The sequence below is a fragment of the Thermogemmatispora aurantia genome (assembly GCF_008974285.1).
In the GTDB taxonomy this organism is placed as follows: domain Bacteria; phylum Chloroflexota; class Ktedonobacteria; order Ktedonobacterales; family Ktedonobacteraceae; genus Thermogemmatispora; species Thermogemmatispora aurantia.
Genome location: NZ_BKZV01000005.1, coordinates 280,830 through 295,163, shown reverse-complemented (window position 1 = coordinate 295,163; position 14,334 = coordinate 280,830). Strand labels below are relative to the sequence as shown.

Below are 14,334 nucleotides of genomic sequence, written 5' to 3'. Positions count from 1 at the left end.
CACGGGCCCCCGCTCCACGCATCTTCTCTGCTGACAACGTGAGGCCTTTTCTTCTAATAAAGAGACACCGGATAGGTCCTTCATCGACCTGCCCGGTGCCTCCTTCTTTTGGCTGCAGCACGGCACGAGGTCTTGACAAAGACCCACGCCTCTCCCATAGTTTCCCCAGAGGGCTATGAAACCCTCGATTGGCCCGTCCCGCAGCCAGGCAGCAAGAGAGAGCGCGAGCCAGGATCTCTGCCCGCCGAGCGCCAGGATCGGAGTAAGCGACAAAGAGTTTCTGTCAGCTACACAGCGAGGCCTATGCCCAACCTCGCCCTGCAAGGTATCATAGATGAGAAAAGACGAGGGAGGAGAAGCCTACAACCACTATGGAAACTCATCAATTATCTTGGTTCGGGGAGTCGTCGGCTCCTGATTGCGTTGAGCACTTCGACAGCCAGCAGCGGATCGTCGTTCATCTGGGCGATGCGCTGGGCTTCCTGAAGACGCTGCCCTCAGAAAGCATTGCCCTGGTCATTACTTCTCCACCTTACAACCTGGGCAAGGAGTATGAGACGCGCAAAGATGTCCTGGCATACTTGCAAGAGCAAGAAGCCGTCATCGATGAAATCGTTCGGGTGACCAGTCCAGAGGGCAGTATCTGCTGGCAGGTCGGGAACTTTGTTGAAGATGGTGAGGTATTTCCTCTAGATATCTTCTATTATGACATTTTTAAGAGAAAAGGCTTGAAGCTAAGGAACAGAATAATATGGCGTTATAGTCATGGAATGCACATGTCTCGTCGTTTTTCAGGGCGCTACGAAACGATTCTGTGGTTCACCAGAGGAGATCACTATACCTTTCATCTGGACCCCGTGCGTGTTCCATCCAAGTATCCCGGCAAGCGGCATTACAAGGGACCCCGTAAGGGGGCGCCATCGGGGAACCCTCTAGGGAAAAATCCCTCAGATTTTTGGGAGGTAGTGGCCCAGGATTGGGAAGAGGAGGTCTGGTATATCCCCAATGTGAAAGCGGCGCATCCCGAGAAGACGAGCCATCCATGCCAGTACCCTGTAGAGTTAGCCGAGCGCTGTGTGTTAGCACTCACGAATGAAGATGAATGGGTGCTTGATCCCTACTGCGGCGCTGGCTCGTCCCTCATTGCAGGGATCAAGCACGGTCGGCGCGTAGCAGGATGCGACAAGGAAGAAGCCTACATCAACATCACACGCGAGCGCATCCGAGCTTTTTTCGAGGGGCGCCTGCCGCTCAGGCCATTGGGACGCGAGCTTTATCGGCCAAGCGGCAAGGTCGCGCGCGTTCCCATCGAATGGGAACAGGGAGCCATCCCTCACGCCTATGGAAATGCCAGGGCAGAGCTTACATAAGTGCTCTGCCATCGGTTCCTTTCTCGATGCGCGGCACTGACTTGCTTACCGCATCTTGCTCAATGGCAACTACCCAGAGCACACCCCTCGCTACAAAAGTAGCAAGAGCTTCCCAGAGAGGGAAATAAGGCTCTACTTCTTCAAAATTGCCAATACGATCGGTCAGATAGCGATACATGTTCCGGGATGGTAAAATCAGCACGCCACCGATCAAAGCACCTTTGAGCATGGCCAGTACCATCTTGTTGAGCGCCCGATGAGTAGATGACACGTTCCCCGTCTCCCACTCCAGAGCGAAATGCTGCCCATCCACTGGAGCACATCCCTCTGAATGTGCCGCCATAGCTGGCTCGCTGAGACGCCGCCTTTGTCTATGAGCATCTTCGATCTCACGATCTTCATATCACTCTTATAGACGATGCTGCTCAGCTCACCTCAAAACTGTTCAGGAGCAAGCTGCTACCAGTAGCCCGGTGACCCCCTTGACATCTTTGCAACCTTGTAGTATCATGAAGACGCCGACGCGGGGTGGAGCAGCGGTAGCTCGTTGGGCTCATAACCCAAAGGTCGCAGGTTCGAATCCTGCCCCCGCAATCCAGCCAGTGTCTCCCCTGTCTCTCTTCCTTATGAGATGAGGTGCAGGCACGCTGGCAGGGTAAAATTCAGTGCTTTCAGCACTATGCCTTTCTCATTACTTGCCAACGACGCGGGGTGGAGCAGCGGTAGCTCGTTGGGCTCATAACCCAAAGGTCGCAGGTTCGAATCCTGCCCCCGCAATTCTTCTCTTGCCTCCGTTAAGGCACGCTCTAGTGACAACGCGTACTTCGCCTCACTCGTCTCTGCGAGTGAGGCTTTTTCTCGTCCATTTCCTGGTCCTCTCCCTGACCCTCGCTCTCGCGCGGCTTCTCCCAAAGATGGCCTTCTCCCTCTTGACAGGATGTGGTAAGATAAAAGTCGAAATCACTAGCAAGGCAGCTCTGCCAGCCGGAGCCGCAACCTCCGGCAAGGTGCTGGCTCCCCCCAGGAGCATCCTTTCTCAACAGCAGCGCTGCCCCTAGCCAGTCCGTTCGATGGCGGCGTAGCTCAGTCGGTAGAGCAGGGGACTCATAAGCCCTGGGTCGTAGGTTCGAGTCCTACCGCCGCTACCAGGTAGCGCCGAAGATAGAGGCGCTCGTCACAGACCAACAGGTAGACTGATTGAAAGAAGATAGGCCTCGTGTGGTCTATCTTTTCTTTTTGCGTAATGGCTTGGGGAACAAACGTGTAGTCAGGGAGATAACACTGACTCACAGAGGTTTCCAGCAGTCGATCGCTCGTGGCTGCCTGCGCAGCCAGTCAGAGAGGCCATCCTCGCGAGAGGGAGCAGTCTCATATCCACTGCGACAGCGCTCCCCTGCAACTCTGCTGCCTCAGCTACAGGGGAGGCCATCCACCAGCGCTCGCCTTAGTTAGAAACAGCTACCTTGTCGCCCCGTCGTCAGGCCAGCACCAGGTTCGCGCGAAGAAAGAAGGCTATTTTCCCAGCCTCTTACCTCTGCTCTCTACTGGAATAGCTCCGTCACCGAGCGGTTCTCATGGATACGGCTGATCGCTCCAGCGAACAGTTCCGCCACCGACAGAATCGTCATATTGGGTAAGCGCTTCTCTTCCGGCAGAGGAATGGTGTCCGTCACCACGATCTCCTTGATCTCGGCCTCGCGCAGCCGCTCAATCGCCGGACCCGAGAAGACGCCATGTGAGGCACAGCAATAGACCTCACGCGCTCCATGTTCACGCACGACCCGCACCGCCTGCGTGATTGAGCTGGCCGTGTCGATCTCCTCATCGACAATCAGGGCATGGCGTCCCTCCACATTGCCGATCACGTTCTTGGCCTCTGTCACCCCGTCATTGCCTAAACGGCGCTTCTCGACAATAGCCAGCGGAGCATTCAGGCGGTCGGCAAGTTGACGTGCTTTCTTGGCAAATCCTTCATCGGCAGAGACAACGGTAAAGTTCTCCAGCCCCTTATCCCGGAAATAGCGCGCCTGCAGGGTCTGAGCGGTCAGCTCATCAACTGGTATATTGAAGAAGCCCTGAATCTGACCAGCATGCAGGTCCATTGTTAACACACGATGGGCCCCGGCTACCGTGATGCAATCAGCTAGCAGTCTGGCCGTGATGGGGACCCGCGGCTGATCCTTCTTATCGGTGCGACCATAGGCATAGTAGGGAATGACCGCCGTGATGCGCTGCGCCGAGGCTCGCTTGAGGGCATCGATCATGATCAGCAGCTCCATGATCGAGCGATTGACCGGCGAGCTGAAAGGCTGGATGACGAAAACGTCGTTTCCCCGAACGTTTTCGTTGATCTTAACAAAAATGTTTTCGTTGCTAAACTGGAAGACTTCGGCCTTTCCCAGCTCGATCCCCAGGTGACGGCAGATGGCAGCAGCCAGCACGGGATTGGCGTTACCTGTGAAAACACTGAGCTTGTTCATAGCACCTCCGGCCTGCCTGCGCCCAGTATAGCACAAGGCTGTCTCCATGTAAACTATGGATGACTTAAAAAGAACCCACTCAGATTTTAGCGAGAAATAATGGCGCTACGTGCTTGGAGAAAGCAAGTTGGCAGGATAAGACCAGACAACAGCAGGAGTAAAGCAGGCTTAGCCGCCCCTCATTCAGACAACAACGCCCGATTCTGGCCAGGGCTGGAGCGATGGAGAGGCCAGGCCCAGCACCAGACCACATAAGAGATCATAGCCTGAACTGGCCCCCAGGGCAAGCACAGCCTGCGCTCGCGCAAGCAGGCGCTCCTCATCTTCCTCAGCCAGACTTTCCAGCAACTCAAGCAGTGGTAGAGCAAAGCAGCCACGCGCCGCCCACGAGAGCCAGGTGCGACTCAGCAGATGGGTCCGCGGTCCAGCCACCGCCACCAGCTGCGCGCAGGTCTCCAGGAAGGCTGCATCAGCGCCACGGAGCCACCAGCCAGCGGCCAGCCAGCCAGTAAGCAGATCATCGCCCGAGGGAGTAAGGCCCGGCCCGCGTCCGGCCAGCAGCTCAGCCAGCGCCTGCGGCTCCTCTGGCAGCCAGCGCTCCCCGTTGAGCGCAGCGCTCATGGCCGTCAGTAAGGGGTGACCCTCCTTCTGGCGCATCCGCAGCAGTTCAGGGGCCAGCAGCATCCTGCGCAGGCGCTCACGGTTCCGCTCCAACATCGTCGCATCAAGCCGCGGCGGGCGCCTGAGCTGTGTCCGCCAGCGCGGGCAACTACTCAGGTCAACTGACCAATGAAGATCTTCTATATAGAGACGCCAGGCCCCCAGCAGCACCGGCATACCGGGCCGCAGGGCGCTGAATGGAAAGGCTCCTCGTGCGGCTCTCAGACGAATACCATTCGGCACAGCTGGGCCATCTTGTGCATTCAGCGACAGGACGAACTCAGGCGGGAAGAGCAGATTAGCTGCTGCTGAGAAAACGCTGTGCACCTCTCCACGCTGCACCGCGCCGGCGATGGTCTCCGCAATCGCCTCGCTATAACCCAGCGCCGGGCAGATGAAAGCCACCAGAGGACCAGGGGCCAGGCCCGTCATTACTCAGCTGTCTCCTTCGGAGTCGAGATCAGCAGGCGCAGGAAACTGGTAATGGCCAGGAAAATCAGGGCGTAGACGGCCATAGCGATCAAAGTCGGCCACTCAAAGGCCCAATTATGCAGCGATGGGGTTTTGACAATGCCATTGAAGGGCAGCAGAATAATCCCGGTCAGAGCGTAGAGCAGGCCAGCAAAGGCATTGCTGGGGTCAGCCGCAATGAGGCGGAAGATAAAGCGGAGCAGCAAAGCCACCTCCAACACCGCCAGAAACCACCAGAGAAAGTCCTTAAACTTACCAATCGCAAAGACCAGCGTGCGAGCTTCGCTCTCCCGATTGACCATCTCTAGCTCAGCCATCGGCGGCGGGGGTGCCGCTGGAGCTGGCATCGGCTCGTACGGCGGCGGGGGCGCCTGCTTCGGCTGCAGCTCCTCCATCGGAGGTAATGCGCCTGGTGGCGGCACTCTGCCAGGTTCGACGCTGGTCGGATCGCTGTAAAATGGGTCCCCGTGCATAGCACCTCTCCTCTGTTCATCAACTGTCCACAGGAGCGAATAAAGCAGAGAGTCTCACCTGCAAGGATTATAACATACTATGTCCTACTGTGAACTATTGCGTTTGAGTAAAACGACCCCCTCGGCGCGCGCAATCAGACGAAACTGCCCGGAAGCCGTCAAGCGATTGAGAATCTCGATCGTGCTGGCACGATCCTCGGGGAAGACCGCGTTGAGATCAACAATGATGTAGTCAACCGTATACTGCTTACCATCAATTGTACCGGTAAACGATGGAAAGACCGCTAAACGCTGTCTCTCACTTAGATGAGGATTCAGATTATCTCCTGCAGAAACAGAGGCATCAGGTGGGATCATCGCCAGAAGCTGCTCGATGTGTTGCTCACGCGGCCCCGGCTCGTGATCAGCCCAGAAGCTATTGAGGACTGGTGCCTCAGCGACATAATTGACGCCTATGAGCAGCAATATCCATAGCATGGCGTACCACTGCAGACGCGTCAGGTTGATCTGCCGAGCCAGAGGTATCATACGCGCACAGAAGCGCTGCCAGTGCCTGCTCCACCAGGCCGGCTGGAGCAGGCGCAGCGCCAGCTTTCGCAGACGCAGGTACCAGTTTCGTCCCCAGGCTTGCAGCACCTGACCGCGCTCTGTCGACAAGAAGCGCGCCAACCAGACTGGCCAGGCGTGCTTCCCGGCTGCTGCGCTCTCCTCCTCAGATGTTCCGCTTTGCCCGTCTCGCACCGCTTCCTGTTTCCGCTCCGGCACCATCAGTTCCAGCGAGGGCAGCGGCTCCCCGCGCCACCCTGCCCAGAGGGCCAGAAAGCGTCGCAGACCGATGATCCCCGCCATCACCGCAAAAGGAATGATCGAGGCATTATAGTGGTAGACGCCGCTATAGAGGGCCGGATCGGTATTCAGAACATTGACCGCCAGGCTTGGCAAGGTCGGAATCAGCCATTCGGGAGCGAGCAGAGCGAGAAAGCCCGTGTTCCTGATCAGGCTGGCCAGATAGTAGAAGCGCTCCACCGTCAAAAAGGTGGTGAAGAGCAGCCAGGGATGCAGTAACAAATTAACTATAGCGGCGCCGGGCGAGCTGCCTAGCGTCTCGTAGCGGTACCAGAAGTTGTTGGCCTGCTGACCTGGGAAAAAGTGGGGAATGATCACCCCAAAAGCTAGAGCTGACCAGAGGAAGCCGCCAATGAAGAGCGCCAGGCCCAGGCGCGGCAGGCGATAGCGCCAGATCATCAAGAGGCCCAGCAAGCCGACCGCCAGCGGCACATCCTCCTTACAGGAAGCCGCCAGGAAACAACAGAGTACCAGCAGCACGTAGCGGCGATAGGTGAGGGCCAGCAAAGCGTAGAGCAGCAAGGGCGTGGCCAGACTCACAGCATGGAAATCAAAGATGTTGAGGCCCAGCAAGGCCGGTGCGAGCAGATAGGCTATCACGCAGAGGGCGGCCAACAATGGCCAGCGCGGCAGATAGTAGCGGGCTAGCAGAAAGACGGGGAAGGCCCCCAGAGCCAGCACCAGCGTCTGAAATACAAGCAGGGTGCGAGGATCGGAGCGAATCAGATAGAGGAGAGCGAGCAGCAACAGAATGGGTTCAAAATGCACCCCCAGGCGTGTAGGGGGACCATACCAATCGATCGCCTGGTTCGTGAACTGGAAAGGCCGGCCATGCAAGGTGTTCCAGATGGCCTGATCGTAGTTACCAAGGTCGAAGGCCGTCGCCTTGAACGTATCGTAGCGGAGCACGGCCTGATGACTCATCTCCAGGAAATATATCACTGTTGCCAGCACAACCAGGCCCCAGGCTAGCCATGTCTGGGCCCGCAGATTGAATAGCTTCATAGCTCCTCTGCGCTACTCTTTTTTCTCTTCAGGCCTTCCCCCCGGCGCCCTGCCACCTCACCTCGCTATCTCCCACGCCCGGCTCCGTTCCCCTTTCCTCCATCGGCCCCCTTATATATAAATGACATTCTGCCAGATACCGATGCCTACCAGGACGATAAAGGACCAGACAATGACATACTCCGGCCACGTGCCTGTGCGGAAGCGCCACTTCGGATTAGGTGGAAAGCCAAAGCGCTTCGGGTTAGGCCAGAGTAAGGGCACACCACCCTCGGTAAGGGCATCGCAGAGAATATGGACGACGCAGCCGAAGAGCACAGCAAAGAAGATCATATGGGTCGCATTCATGAGGTTGGCCGGCGCGCTCAGACCGCGCATCGCGAGCAAGGAGAGAGCCAGTTGCTGGGCCCCCAGCGCGAGCAGGGAGCCGAGCAGCAGACCAAGCAGACTGTGAAAAAGGGTACGATGGCCTGCTATGTGCTGGATCTCACGGCTGATCCAGCCGAATTTGCGCCCAAGTGTGCTATGAGCGTTATCGATATCCGGCAGTAACGCGCCAAAGCCCACAGCCACATAGTAGATTGCCTTAGCCACGACGAGCTTGAGCGGGACACTGGGAGCCAGGGTAATCGGGGGTCCACTCAGGTGAACCAGGCTGTCCAGAACAACACCTGCCGTGAGGCCAATAAGAAGATGTGACCTGCCTACCATAACAGCGTTTTCTCCATCCGCAGCAAAGATTGAGCTTCGTCCTTGAGCGAAGGTTTCACGCGGCTATTGTAGGGGGTCTTCAGTGACTGCGCAAGAGGATTTCCACGCAGAATCAGCATCCCAGGGCGATGCGATGGCCCGCTCCCCAGAGAAAAGACCAGCCTCTTTGGTCTCCCTCCTGCTCGCTCGCACCCGGCCATCTCTCTGCTGAGACCGGGGTTGGTCAAAAAGCTCTAAGCAAGTGAGTGTCGGACCAGCGCAAGAGGCGCCTGGCTCCAGCACGAACCTTCATGAACTGACCGGTCAGCTTATTGCCGAGATTGAAACTCAATCGGGAGGAAGAGCAACCTTAATCAGGCCGTCCTCAACACGCACGGGATAGAGCACCAGGTCCTGACGGGCAGGACCACGCAGGACTTTGCCCGTGCGAAGGTCGAACTGGGCTCCGTGGACAGGGCAGGTGAGCACGCTCCCCTGCAGCTCTCCCTCGTAAAGGCGCCCACCAACGTGGGTACATTCACCATTACAGGCATAGACCACACCGTCGATCTTAGCCAGACAGATCGGCTCACCATCGACCTCTACTCCCAGCAGCTCCCCCTCTCCCAGCTCATCCCAGCGTGCAACGGCGAGAAACTCACTCATGGCAGCTCCATTTCCCCTCGCGAGCTTCGATTTGTTTATACCCGTTGTAGCCACTGTAGCGCTTGCCCGGGCGCAGGACGCCGCTGCTGGCCTGTGTGTGGCAAGCCAGCAGATGGACTTCGCAGAGCGCTCAGCCTTCAGGCCGTTCAGATGCCGCGTCCCTGGACAGGGATAATGGCCCCAGTGACACCATCGCTGGCAGCGGTAGCTAGAAAGATGGCCACCTCGGCAATCTCACGCGGACTGACCCATCTGGCGCGCAGCTCCTCGGGAGAGGGATGCAGCTCGTCGAGGTTGGACTGCGTCGCAATCAGACCCGGGGCAATCGCGTTTACATAGATCCCGACCGCCTTGCCTGCCTGAGCAAAAGTGCGGGTCAGGGCATCCACCCCAGCCTTGGCACAGTTATAGGCCAACGTCTGCGCCCCCGCATTCTGAATGCTGTAGGCCCGACTAAAGTTGATAATCTTGCCCCCGCCCTGGGCCAGCATCACCGGCCAAACTGCGCGCGTGCAGAGAAAGGCCGTGCGCAGGTTATTATTCAGCTCCTTCTCCCAGTCCTGCAGTGAATACTCGTGAGGGGGACCATACTTCGTCAGCCCACCAGCCAGATTGACCAGCACATCGATGCGGCCCTGCCAGGCCACCGCCTCCTCAACCAGGCGCTGCGCTCCCTGCTCGCTGGTCAGATCGACAGCCACCCCCTTGACCCTGGCGCCTCGCGTCTGCAGCTCGGCAACCCGGGCCGCTACGCGTTCCGCACTGCGCGAGGCGATCACCAGCGTCGCCCCCTCCTCAGCAAAAAAGCCGGCCAGGGCGAAGCCCATCTGGCCCGGATGACTCACGCCGGTAATCACCGCAACTTTTCCTTCCAGGCGCATCGTTCAGGCGGCTCCTTTCCGTCACTACATGCATCCGCGACCTCACATCGCCAGGCCCCATCAACCAGACTCACAGCCCATCATCGTGCTCATCGGCATGCTCCGGGCGCTCCAGGCCAGCCAGGACCAGGCTTTTATGGAGAACACGCAGCCCTAAGAAGGCACACTTCATCCGCGCAGGACTGATTGGAATACCCAGCGCCTCCAGGATGTCATCTTTGCCCAGACGCACCACTTCCTGGACACTCTTGCCCTGCACCATCTCTGTCAGCATCGAAGTGGCCGCCTGGCTGATCGCACAGCCCCGGCCCTGAAAGCGCACCGCCGTAACATGATCGCCTTCCACCAGGAGATCCATGCTCACCTGATCGCCACAGAGCGGATTGGAATCCTCCACGTGCACCGTTGGATTCTCCAGCCGCCCATAGTTGCGCGGATCACGGTAATGGTCCAGAATATACTCGCGATAATCCATCGACATAGCGCTGCCTCCCAGGTAAGGAATCAACCAGGCGGCAAGATAGCCTGGAGAGACCTGCCACAGCCACCCTTCCCTCTTCTTTTGGCTTCTGCCTCTCTCTCCTCCCCTGTCTACCTCACCGCACCCGGTTCCCGTGCTTTATGGCCCGGCGCAGGCGCGGCCAGCCAGTCAGCGCAGCAGCGACAGTTTTGCAGGCAGCCAAGCAGGCAGCGTAAAGCGGCCAGGCACGGGATATAGTATAGACCTAGACTTGAAAAATCTCCAGCGCCCGCCGCAGTCCCTGCACCAGCACATCGATCTCCTCTGGCAGCGTATAGACATAGAAGCTGGCGCGGGCCGTGGCCACCAGGCCCAGCTGCTCCATCAGAGGCTGTGCGCAATGATGGCCAGCGCGAATCGCTACCCCGAACTCCTGATCGAGAATGGAGGCCAGATCGTGGGGATGGATATCAGCCAGCGAGAAAGAAACCACGCCGCCGCGCAGCTCATCCGTGAGCGGCCCATAGATCTGCAGCTGAGGAACCGACTGCAAGCGCTCCAGGGCATAGGCCGTAATCGAGCGCTCATGCTGGCGGACCCAATCCATACCGAGCGTGCTCAAATAATCGACAGCCGCCCCCAGACCCACAGCCTCGGCGATGGCCGGCGTTCCCGCCTCAAACTTCCAGGGCAGATCGTTCCAGGTTGAGGAGCACAGACTGACACTACGGATCATATCACCGCCGCCGAGAAAAGGCGGCATGGCCTCTAGCAGCTCGCGCTTGCCGTAGAGCACGCCGATCCCTGTCGGACCCAGCATCTTATGGCCACTGAAGCAAACAAAATCAGCATCCAGCTCCTGGACATCCAGCGGCAAATGAGGCGCGCTCTGAGCGGCATCTACCAGGGCCACGGCCCCAGCAGCGTGGGCCTGAGCGATCATCTCCTTCACAGGATTAATCGTCCCCAGGACATTGGACATTTGAGTAAAAGCCACCAGCTTCGGCCCTTGCTCCAGCAGCCGGGCGTAGACATCCAGCTGCAGCAGCCCCTCGGGCGTCAACGGCACAAACTCCAGCCGCGCCCCACTGCGCTGAGCCAGCAGCTGCCAGGGGACCAGATTGCTGTGATGCTCCATTGTTGTCAGCACGATCAGGTCGCCGGCCTTGACATTCGCCCAACCCCAGCTATAGGCCACCAGATTAATGCTCTCGGTCGTATTGCGCGTAAAAATGACCTGCTTGCTCTGGCGCGCGTTGATAAAGCGCGCCACCTTCGTCCGCGCGCGCTCCAGGGCCTCTGTGGCCTCCTCGCTGATCTCATAGACGCCACGGTGCACATTGGCATGAGAGCTGCGATAGTAGGCATTCATGGCCTCAATGACCGCCAGCGGCTTCTGCGAACTGGCCGCGCTATCCAGATAGACCAGCGGCTTGCCATGAACCTGCCGCGACAGGATCGGGAAATCGCCTCGGATCTCCTCCACACTGCGCGGCTCGCGGCGCACCTCAACAACGTCCTGCATAGTATTCCCTGATTTCTTTCTCTCAACAATGCGCTCGTCGGATGGGGCCACATCTCCCGTCCAGTATCAGGCAAGCAAGGAGGAAGGAAGAGCGATGGCCCAGATCCTTCCTCGCGCCCCCAGGCGAGCACAACAGCAGCCAACAGCCAGTCAGAAAGCAAAGAAAGAGAGGAGGAGCAGCGAGCAAGGCTCGCATCCTCCGCCCCTGGCCAGACGGGGGCAGTGGGCACCACTCCCCGGGCCTATTCTGGCAGCAGACGGATCTCCTCCTCTTCCGACGAAGGACGATCAAAGCTCACCGCGCCCTCATCGACGCCTTCGATCTCCCAGCGCTCTTGAGCCTCGATCCAGTCGGCTTCCGACTCATGGCCGCCCCGCATGCGGCGCACAATATTACGGCGCAGGCGCGAGCGCAGACTATCGAGCGTAATACGCTGCAGGACCGGCTCAAAGAAGCCCTGGACAATGATCCGCTCGGCCTCGTCCTTGGGAAGGCCCCGAGCCATCAAGTAGAAGAGCTGCTCCTCATCAACCTGGCCGGTCGTTGCGCCGTGGCTGGCGCTCACCTCGTTGGCGCCGATCTCCAGACCAGGAATGGCCTCCGCACGGCAATGCTTGCTCAACAGCAGATTATGCTCCGACAAGAAGGAAGCCGTCTGCTGAGCTCCTGGCTGCACGCGGATCATCCCATCGAACTCCACACGCGACTCATCGGCCAGCGCTCCATGCACCAGGGTCTCAGCGTTCGTCGACAGGCCCACGTGATTCGAGAGGCTCTTAATGACAAAGCGCTGATCCTGGTCGCTGAAGAAGACACCCACCAGCTCGGTGGCGCTGCCATTACCGATCAGATTCGAGCCGATATTGGAGAACGTCAGGCGGCTGCCCAGATCGGCCATTACCCACGAGACGCTGCTATCGGCCTCGTGGATCGAATTCTTATGCATCACGCTCCAGACATTGCGCCCCAGGTCCTGGAGGCTGGTGTACTCGATGCGGGCCCCATTCTTCGTAAAGACCTCGACCACCGCGCTTAGCAGGGAAGGCTGCTCGCCCTCGAAAGCCGAGGCATATTCCTCCACATAGCGAGCGCTGCTCAGCTCATCAGCGATAATCAAGGTGTGGGCGAAGGCCGCCGCCGCCGGGGCATCGAGCCAGATCTGAGCCAGGATCGGCTCCTCGATCTCCACGCCACTGGGAATGTAGAGAAAGATGCCACCACTCCAGAAGGCCGCGTGGAGAGCCGTATACTTATCGGTGGCCAAGGGCACAGCCTGGGTCATAAAGTAGCGCTGCACCAGATCGCCGTGCTCGCGCACCGCCGTATCAAGGTCGGTGAGAATCACGCCGCGGCTCTTCAGCTCCTCAGACAGCTCGACACGTACCACCGAGCTGTTGCGCTGCAGCACCAGGCCCGAGCGCTCAGCAGCGCCGACAAGAGCATCGCGCAGCCCTTCCTCGATGGAAGCCGGTAGCGCCCCATCGCCATCGGCAGGCAGATAGGGACGCAGCTCCTGGAAATGGAAGCGCGCCAGCCGCTGCAGCGTTCCAAGGTCGCCGCGCCGTCCCAGAGGAGCCGGCGTCTGCTCATAGATCTCCCAGGCCTCCAGCCGCTTCTGCAGCATCCACTCAGGCTCACCCTTGCGACGCGAGAGTGCGATCACCGCCTCACGAGAAAAGCCGGTTGTAGCCAGAGCCTCAGTCATTGACAGCCACCTCGCTCCCCTCGGGACGGAGCCACTCGTAACCCCTCTCCTCCAGCTCCAGGGCCAGCTCTTTGCCGCCGGAGCGCACAATACGACCGTCGAACATTACATGCACAAAGTCAGGTACAATGTAATTGAGGATGCGCTGATAGTGCGTAATCACCAGCAGGCCCAGTTTAGGACCGCGGAGGGCATTGACGCTATCGGAGACGATCTTAAGGGCGTCGATATCGAGGCCCGAGTCGGTCTCATCCATCATGGCGATCTCCGGCTCCAGCAAGGCCATCTGCAGGATCTCTGCACGCTTCTTCTCGCCGCCGGAGAAGCCATCGTTGATCGAGCGGTTAATGAAGCTGTTATCGACCTTCAGCAGCTTCATCTTTTCGCGCAGCAGATTGCGGAACTCAGAGGGAGGGATCGTCTTGCGCGGGGCAGGTCTGCCGCTGGGGTTCTCCTCACCAATGGGCCGGGGTCCCTCGCGTACAGCCTCCAGCGCGCGGCGCAGGAAGTTGGCCACACTCACTCCTGGGATTGCCATCGGATATTGGAACGCCAGGAAGAGGCCCATGCGAGCACGACGATCCGGCGAATATTCGAGAATATTCTCCCCCTTAAACCAGATTTCGCCGTCGGTGACCTCGTACTTGGGGTTGCCCATAATGACGTTAGCGAGCGTACTCTTGCCGGAGCCATTGGGACCCATCAGGGCATGAACCTCGCCCTGACGCACCACCAGGTCGACGCCACGCAAAATGGGTTTGCCCTCGATGCTGGCGTGAAGATTCTTAATGACCAATTCTGAAGCCATTAGCGAAAACCATCCTCCTTGGAAGAGCTTGAGATACGATTACACACTACCTCAGCCTGACAGCCATCGCTTCCCGTCCTCTGCGGCCTTGCACAGGCAGGACCGGAACAGAGCCGCAAACAGAGGCGGAGCGAGCTGGTTAGTTAGGTCGTTGACAGGCTGGCTGCCTGGGTGCTATACCGAGCTGAGCAGGAAAGCAAAGAGCTGTTCGCTCATCAGCCTGTCAGTCTGTCTGCCTGTCTATGTCACTATACCTAAAACCGGGAGTCTGCCGCGGCCCTTGAATCGAGCCG

The 14,334-nt window shown here is 58.8% G+C and carries 13 protein-coding genes and 3 tRNA genes; 4 read left to right on the top strand and 12 right to left on the bottom strand.

The features are described 5' to 3' along the window. The first annotated feature begins 371 nt into the window (after positions 1-371). Positions 372-1,370 carry a DNA-methyltransferase gene (locus KTAU_RS16210; protein WP_151729351.1) on the top strand — a complete coding sequence of 333 codons (999 nt, stop codon included), beginning with the start codon at positions 372-374 and terminating at the stop codon, positions 1,368-1,370. Here KTAU_RS16210 and KTAU_RS16205 read toward each other — a convergent pair. Beyond that, positions 1,363-1,713 carry a PDDEXK family nuclease gene (locus KTAU_RS16205; protein WP_151729350.1) on the bottom strand — a complete coding sequence of 117 codons (351 nt, stop codon included), beginning with the start codon at positions 1,711-1,713 and terminating at the stop codon, positions 1,363-1,365. The genes KTAU_RS16210 and KTAU_RS16205 overlap by 8 nt on opposite strands. Before the next feature lie 179 nt (positions 1,714-1,892). On the opposite strand from KTAU_RS16205, the gene KTAU_RS16200 reads away from it, so the two are divergent. The 3 genes from KTAU_RS16200 to KTAU_RS16190 all read left to right on the top strand — a co-directional run bounded on the left by KTAU_RS16200 (position 1,893) and on the right by KTAU_RS16190 (position 2,518). After that, positions 1,893-1,964 (top strand) — tRNA-Met (locus KTAU_RS16200). Between the two features lie 111 nt (positions 1,965-2,075). Next, a tRNA-Met gene (locus KTAU_RS16195) sits at positions 2,076-2,147 on the top strand. Positions 2,148-2,442: 295 nt separating this feature from the next. Then, positions 2,443-2,518, top strand: a tRNA-Met gene (locus tag KTAU_RS16190). A 393-nt stretch (positions 2,519-2,911) separates the two neighbouring features. On the opposite strand, the gene KTAU_RS16185 is transcribed toward KTAU_RS16190, so the two are convergent. From KTAU_RS16185 to sufC, 11 genes are all read right to left on the bottom strand, one after another. Beyond that, positions 2,912-3,850, bottom strand: a complete 939-nt coding sequence (locus KTAU_RS16185; protein ID WP_112430730.1) for a ribose-phosphate diphosphokinase — start codon at positions 3,848-3,850, stop codon at positions 2,912-2,914. 183 nt (positions 3,851-4,033) lie between these two features. Then, a complete protein-coding gene (locus KTAU_RS16180) occupies positions 4,034-4,942 on the bottom strand; it encodes an oxamate carbamoyltransferase subunit AllH family protein (protein WP_151729349.1) in 909 nt (302 codons plus the stop codon). Further along, complete coding sequence (locus KTAU_RS16175) at positions 4,942-5,454, bottom strand: YggT family protein (protein ID WP_112430726.1); 513 nt, start codon at positions 5,452-5,454, stop codon at positions 4,942-4,944. Before KTAU_RS16175 ends, KTAU_RS16180 begins: the two co-directional genes overlap by 1 nt. A gap of 84 nt (positions 5,455-5,538) precedes the next feature. Beyond that, positions 5,539-7,305 carry a DUF2079 domain-containing protein gene (locus tag KTAU_RS16170; protein WP_151729348.1) on the bottom strand — a complete coding sequence of 589 codons (1,767 nt, stop codon included), beginning with the start codon at positions 7,303-7,305 and terminating at the stop codon, positions 5,539-5,541. A 111-nt stretch (positions 7,306-7,416) separates the two neighbouring features. Continuing rightward, the gene (locus KTAU_RS16165; RefSeq protein WP_151729347.1) at positions 7,417-8,016 is read right to left on the bottom strand and encodes a metal-dependent hydrolase; all 600 of its coding nucleotides are present in this window, start codon (positions 8,014-8,016) and stop codon (positions 7,417-7,419) included. A 327-nt stretch (positions 8,017-8,343) separates the two neighbouring features. Continuing rightward, a complete protein-coding gene (locus tag KTAU_RS16160) occupies positions 8,344-8,661 on the bottom strand; it encodes a Rieske (2Fe-2S) protein (protein WP_151729346.1) in 318 nt (105 codons plus the stop codon). Between the two features lie 146 nt (positions 8,662-8,807). Further along, positions 8,808-9,542 carry an SDR family NAD(P)-dependent oxidoreductase gene (locus tag KTAU_RS16155; RefSeq protein ID WP_151729345.1) on the bottom strand — a complete coding sequence of 245 codons (735 nt, stop codon included), beginning with the start codon at positions 9,540-9,542 and terminating at the stop codon, positions 8,808-8,810. A gap of 70 nt (positions 9,543-9,612) precedes the next feature. Continuing rightward, positions 9,613-10,023, bottom strand: a complete 411-nt coding sequence (gene sufU / locus KTAU_RS16150) for a Fe-S cluster assembly sulfur transfer protein SufU (RefSeq protein ID WP_151729344.1) — start codon at positions 10,021-10,023, stop codon at positions 9,613-9,615. 244 nt (positions 10,024-10,267) lie between these two features. Next, a complete protein-coding gene (locus tag KTAU_RS16145) occupies positions 10,268-11,527 on the bottom strand; it encodes a cysteine desulfurase (RefSeq protein WP_151729343.1) in 1,260 nt (419 codons plus the stop codon). A gap of 242 nt (positions 11,528-11,769) precedes the next feature. Beyond that, the gene (gene sufD, locus KTAU_RS16140; RefSeq protein ID WP_151729342.1) at positions 11,770-13,233 is read right to left on the bottom strand and encodes a Fe-S cluster assembly protein SufD; all 1,464 of its coding nucleotides are present in this window, start codon (positions 13,231-13,233) and stop codon (positions 11,770-11,772) included. Beyond that, the gene (sufC, locus tag KTAU_RS16135; RefSeq protein WP_151729341.1) at positions 13,226-14,041 is read right to left on the bottom strand and encodes a Fe-S cluster assembly ATPase SufC; all 816 of its coding nucleotides are present in this window, start codon (positions 14,039-14,041) and stop codon (positions 13,226-13,228) included. Before sufC ends, sufD begins: the two co-directional genes overlap by 8 nt. Positions 14,042-14,334 lie beyond the last annotated feature (293 nt).

Excerpts from the sequence above, each read along its gene's own strand:
- KTAU_RS16205 (WP_151729350.1), bottom strand. The coding sequence starts at position 1,713 with ATGGCGGCACATTCAGAGGGATGTGCTCCAGTGGATGGGCAGCATTTC.
- KTAU_RS16185 (WP_112430730.1), bottom strand. The coding sequence starts at position 3,850 with ATGAACAAGCTCAGTGTTTTCACAGGTAACGCCAATCCCGTGCTGGCT.
- KTAU_RS16155 (WP_151729345.1), bottom strand. The coding sequence starts at position 9,542 with ATGCGCCTGGAAGGAAAAGTTGCGGTGATTACCGGCGTGAGTCATCCG.
- KTAU_RS16175 (WP_112430726.1), bottom strand. The coding sequence starts at position 5,454 with ATGCACGGGGACCCATTTTACAGCGATCCGACCAGCGTCGAACCTGGC.
- sufU (WP_151729344.1), bottom strand. The coding sequence starts at position 10,023 with ATGTCGATGGATTATCGCGAGTATATTCTGGACCATTACCGTGATCCG.
- sufC (WP_151729341.1), bottom strand. The coding sequence starts at position 14,041 with ATGGCTTCAGAATTGGTCATTAAGAATCTTCACGCCAGCATCGAGGGC.
- KTAU_RS16145 (WP_151729343.1), bottom strand. The coding sequence starts at position 11,527 with ATGCAGGACGTTGTTGAGGTGCGCCGCGAGCCGCGCAGTGTGGAGGAG.
- KTAU_RS16165 (WP_151729347.1), bottom strand. The coding sequence starts at position 8,016 with ATGGTAGGCAGGTCACATCTTCTTATTGGCCTCACGGCAGGTGTTGTT.
- KTAU_RS16180 (WP_151729349.1), bottom strand. The coding sequence starts at position 4,942 with ATGACGGGCCTGGCCCCTGGTCCTCTGGTGGCTTTCATCTGCCCGGCG.
- KTAU_RS16170 (WP_151729348.1), bottom strand. The coding sequence starts at position 7,305 with ATGAAGCTATTCAATCTGCGGGCCCAGACATGGCTAGCCTGGGGCCTG.
- KTAU_RS16210 (WP_151729351.1), top strand. The coding sequence starts at position 372 with ATGGAAACTCATCAATTATCTTGGTTCGGGGAGTCGTCGGCTCCTGAT.
- KTAU_RS16160 (WP_151729346.1), bottom strand. The coding sequence starts at position 8,661 with ATGAGTGAGTTTCTCGCCGTTGCACGCTGGGATGAGCTGGGAGAGGGG.
- sufD (WP_151729342.1), bottom strand. The coding sequence starts at position 13,233 with ATGACTGAGGCTCTGGCTACAACCGGCTTTTCTCGTGAGGCGGTGATC.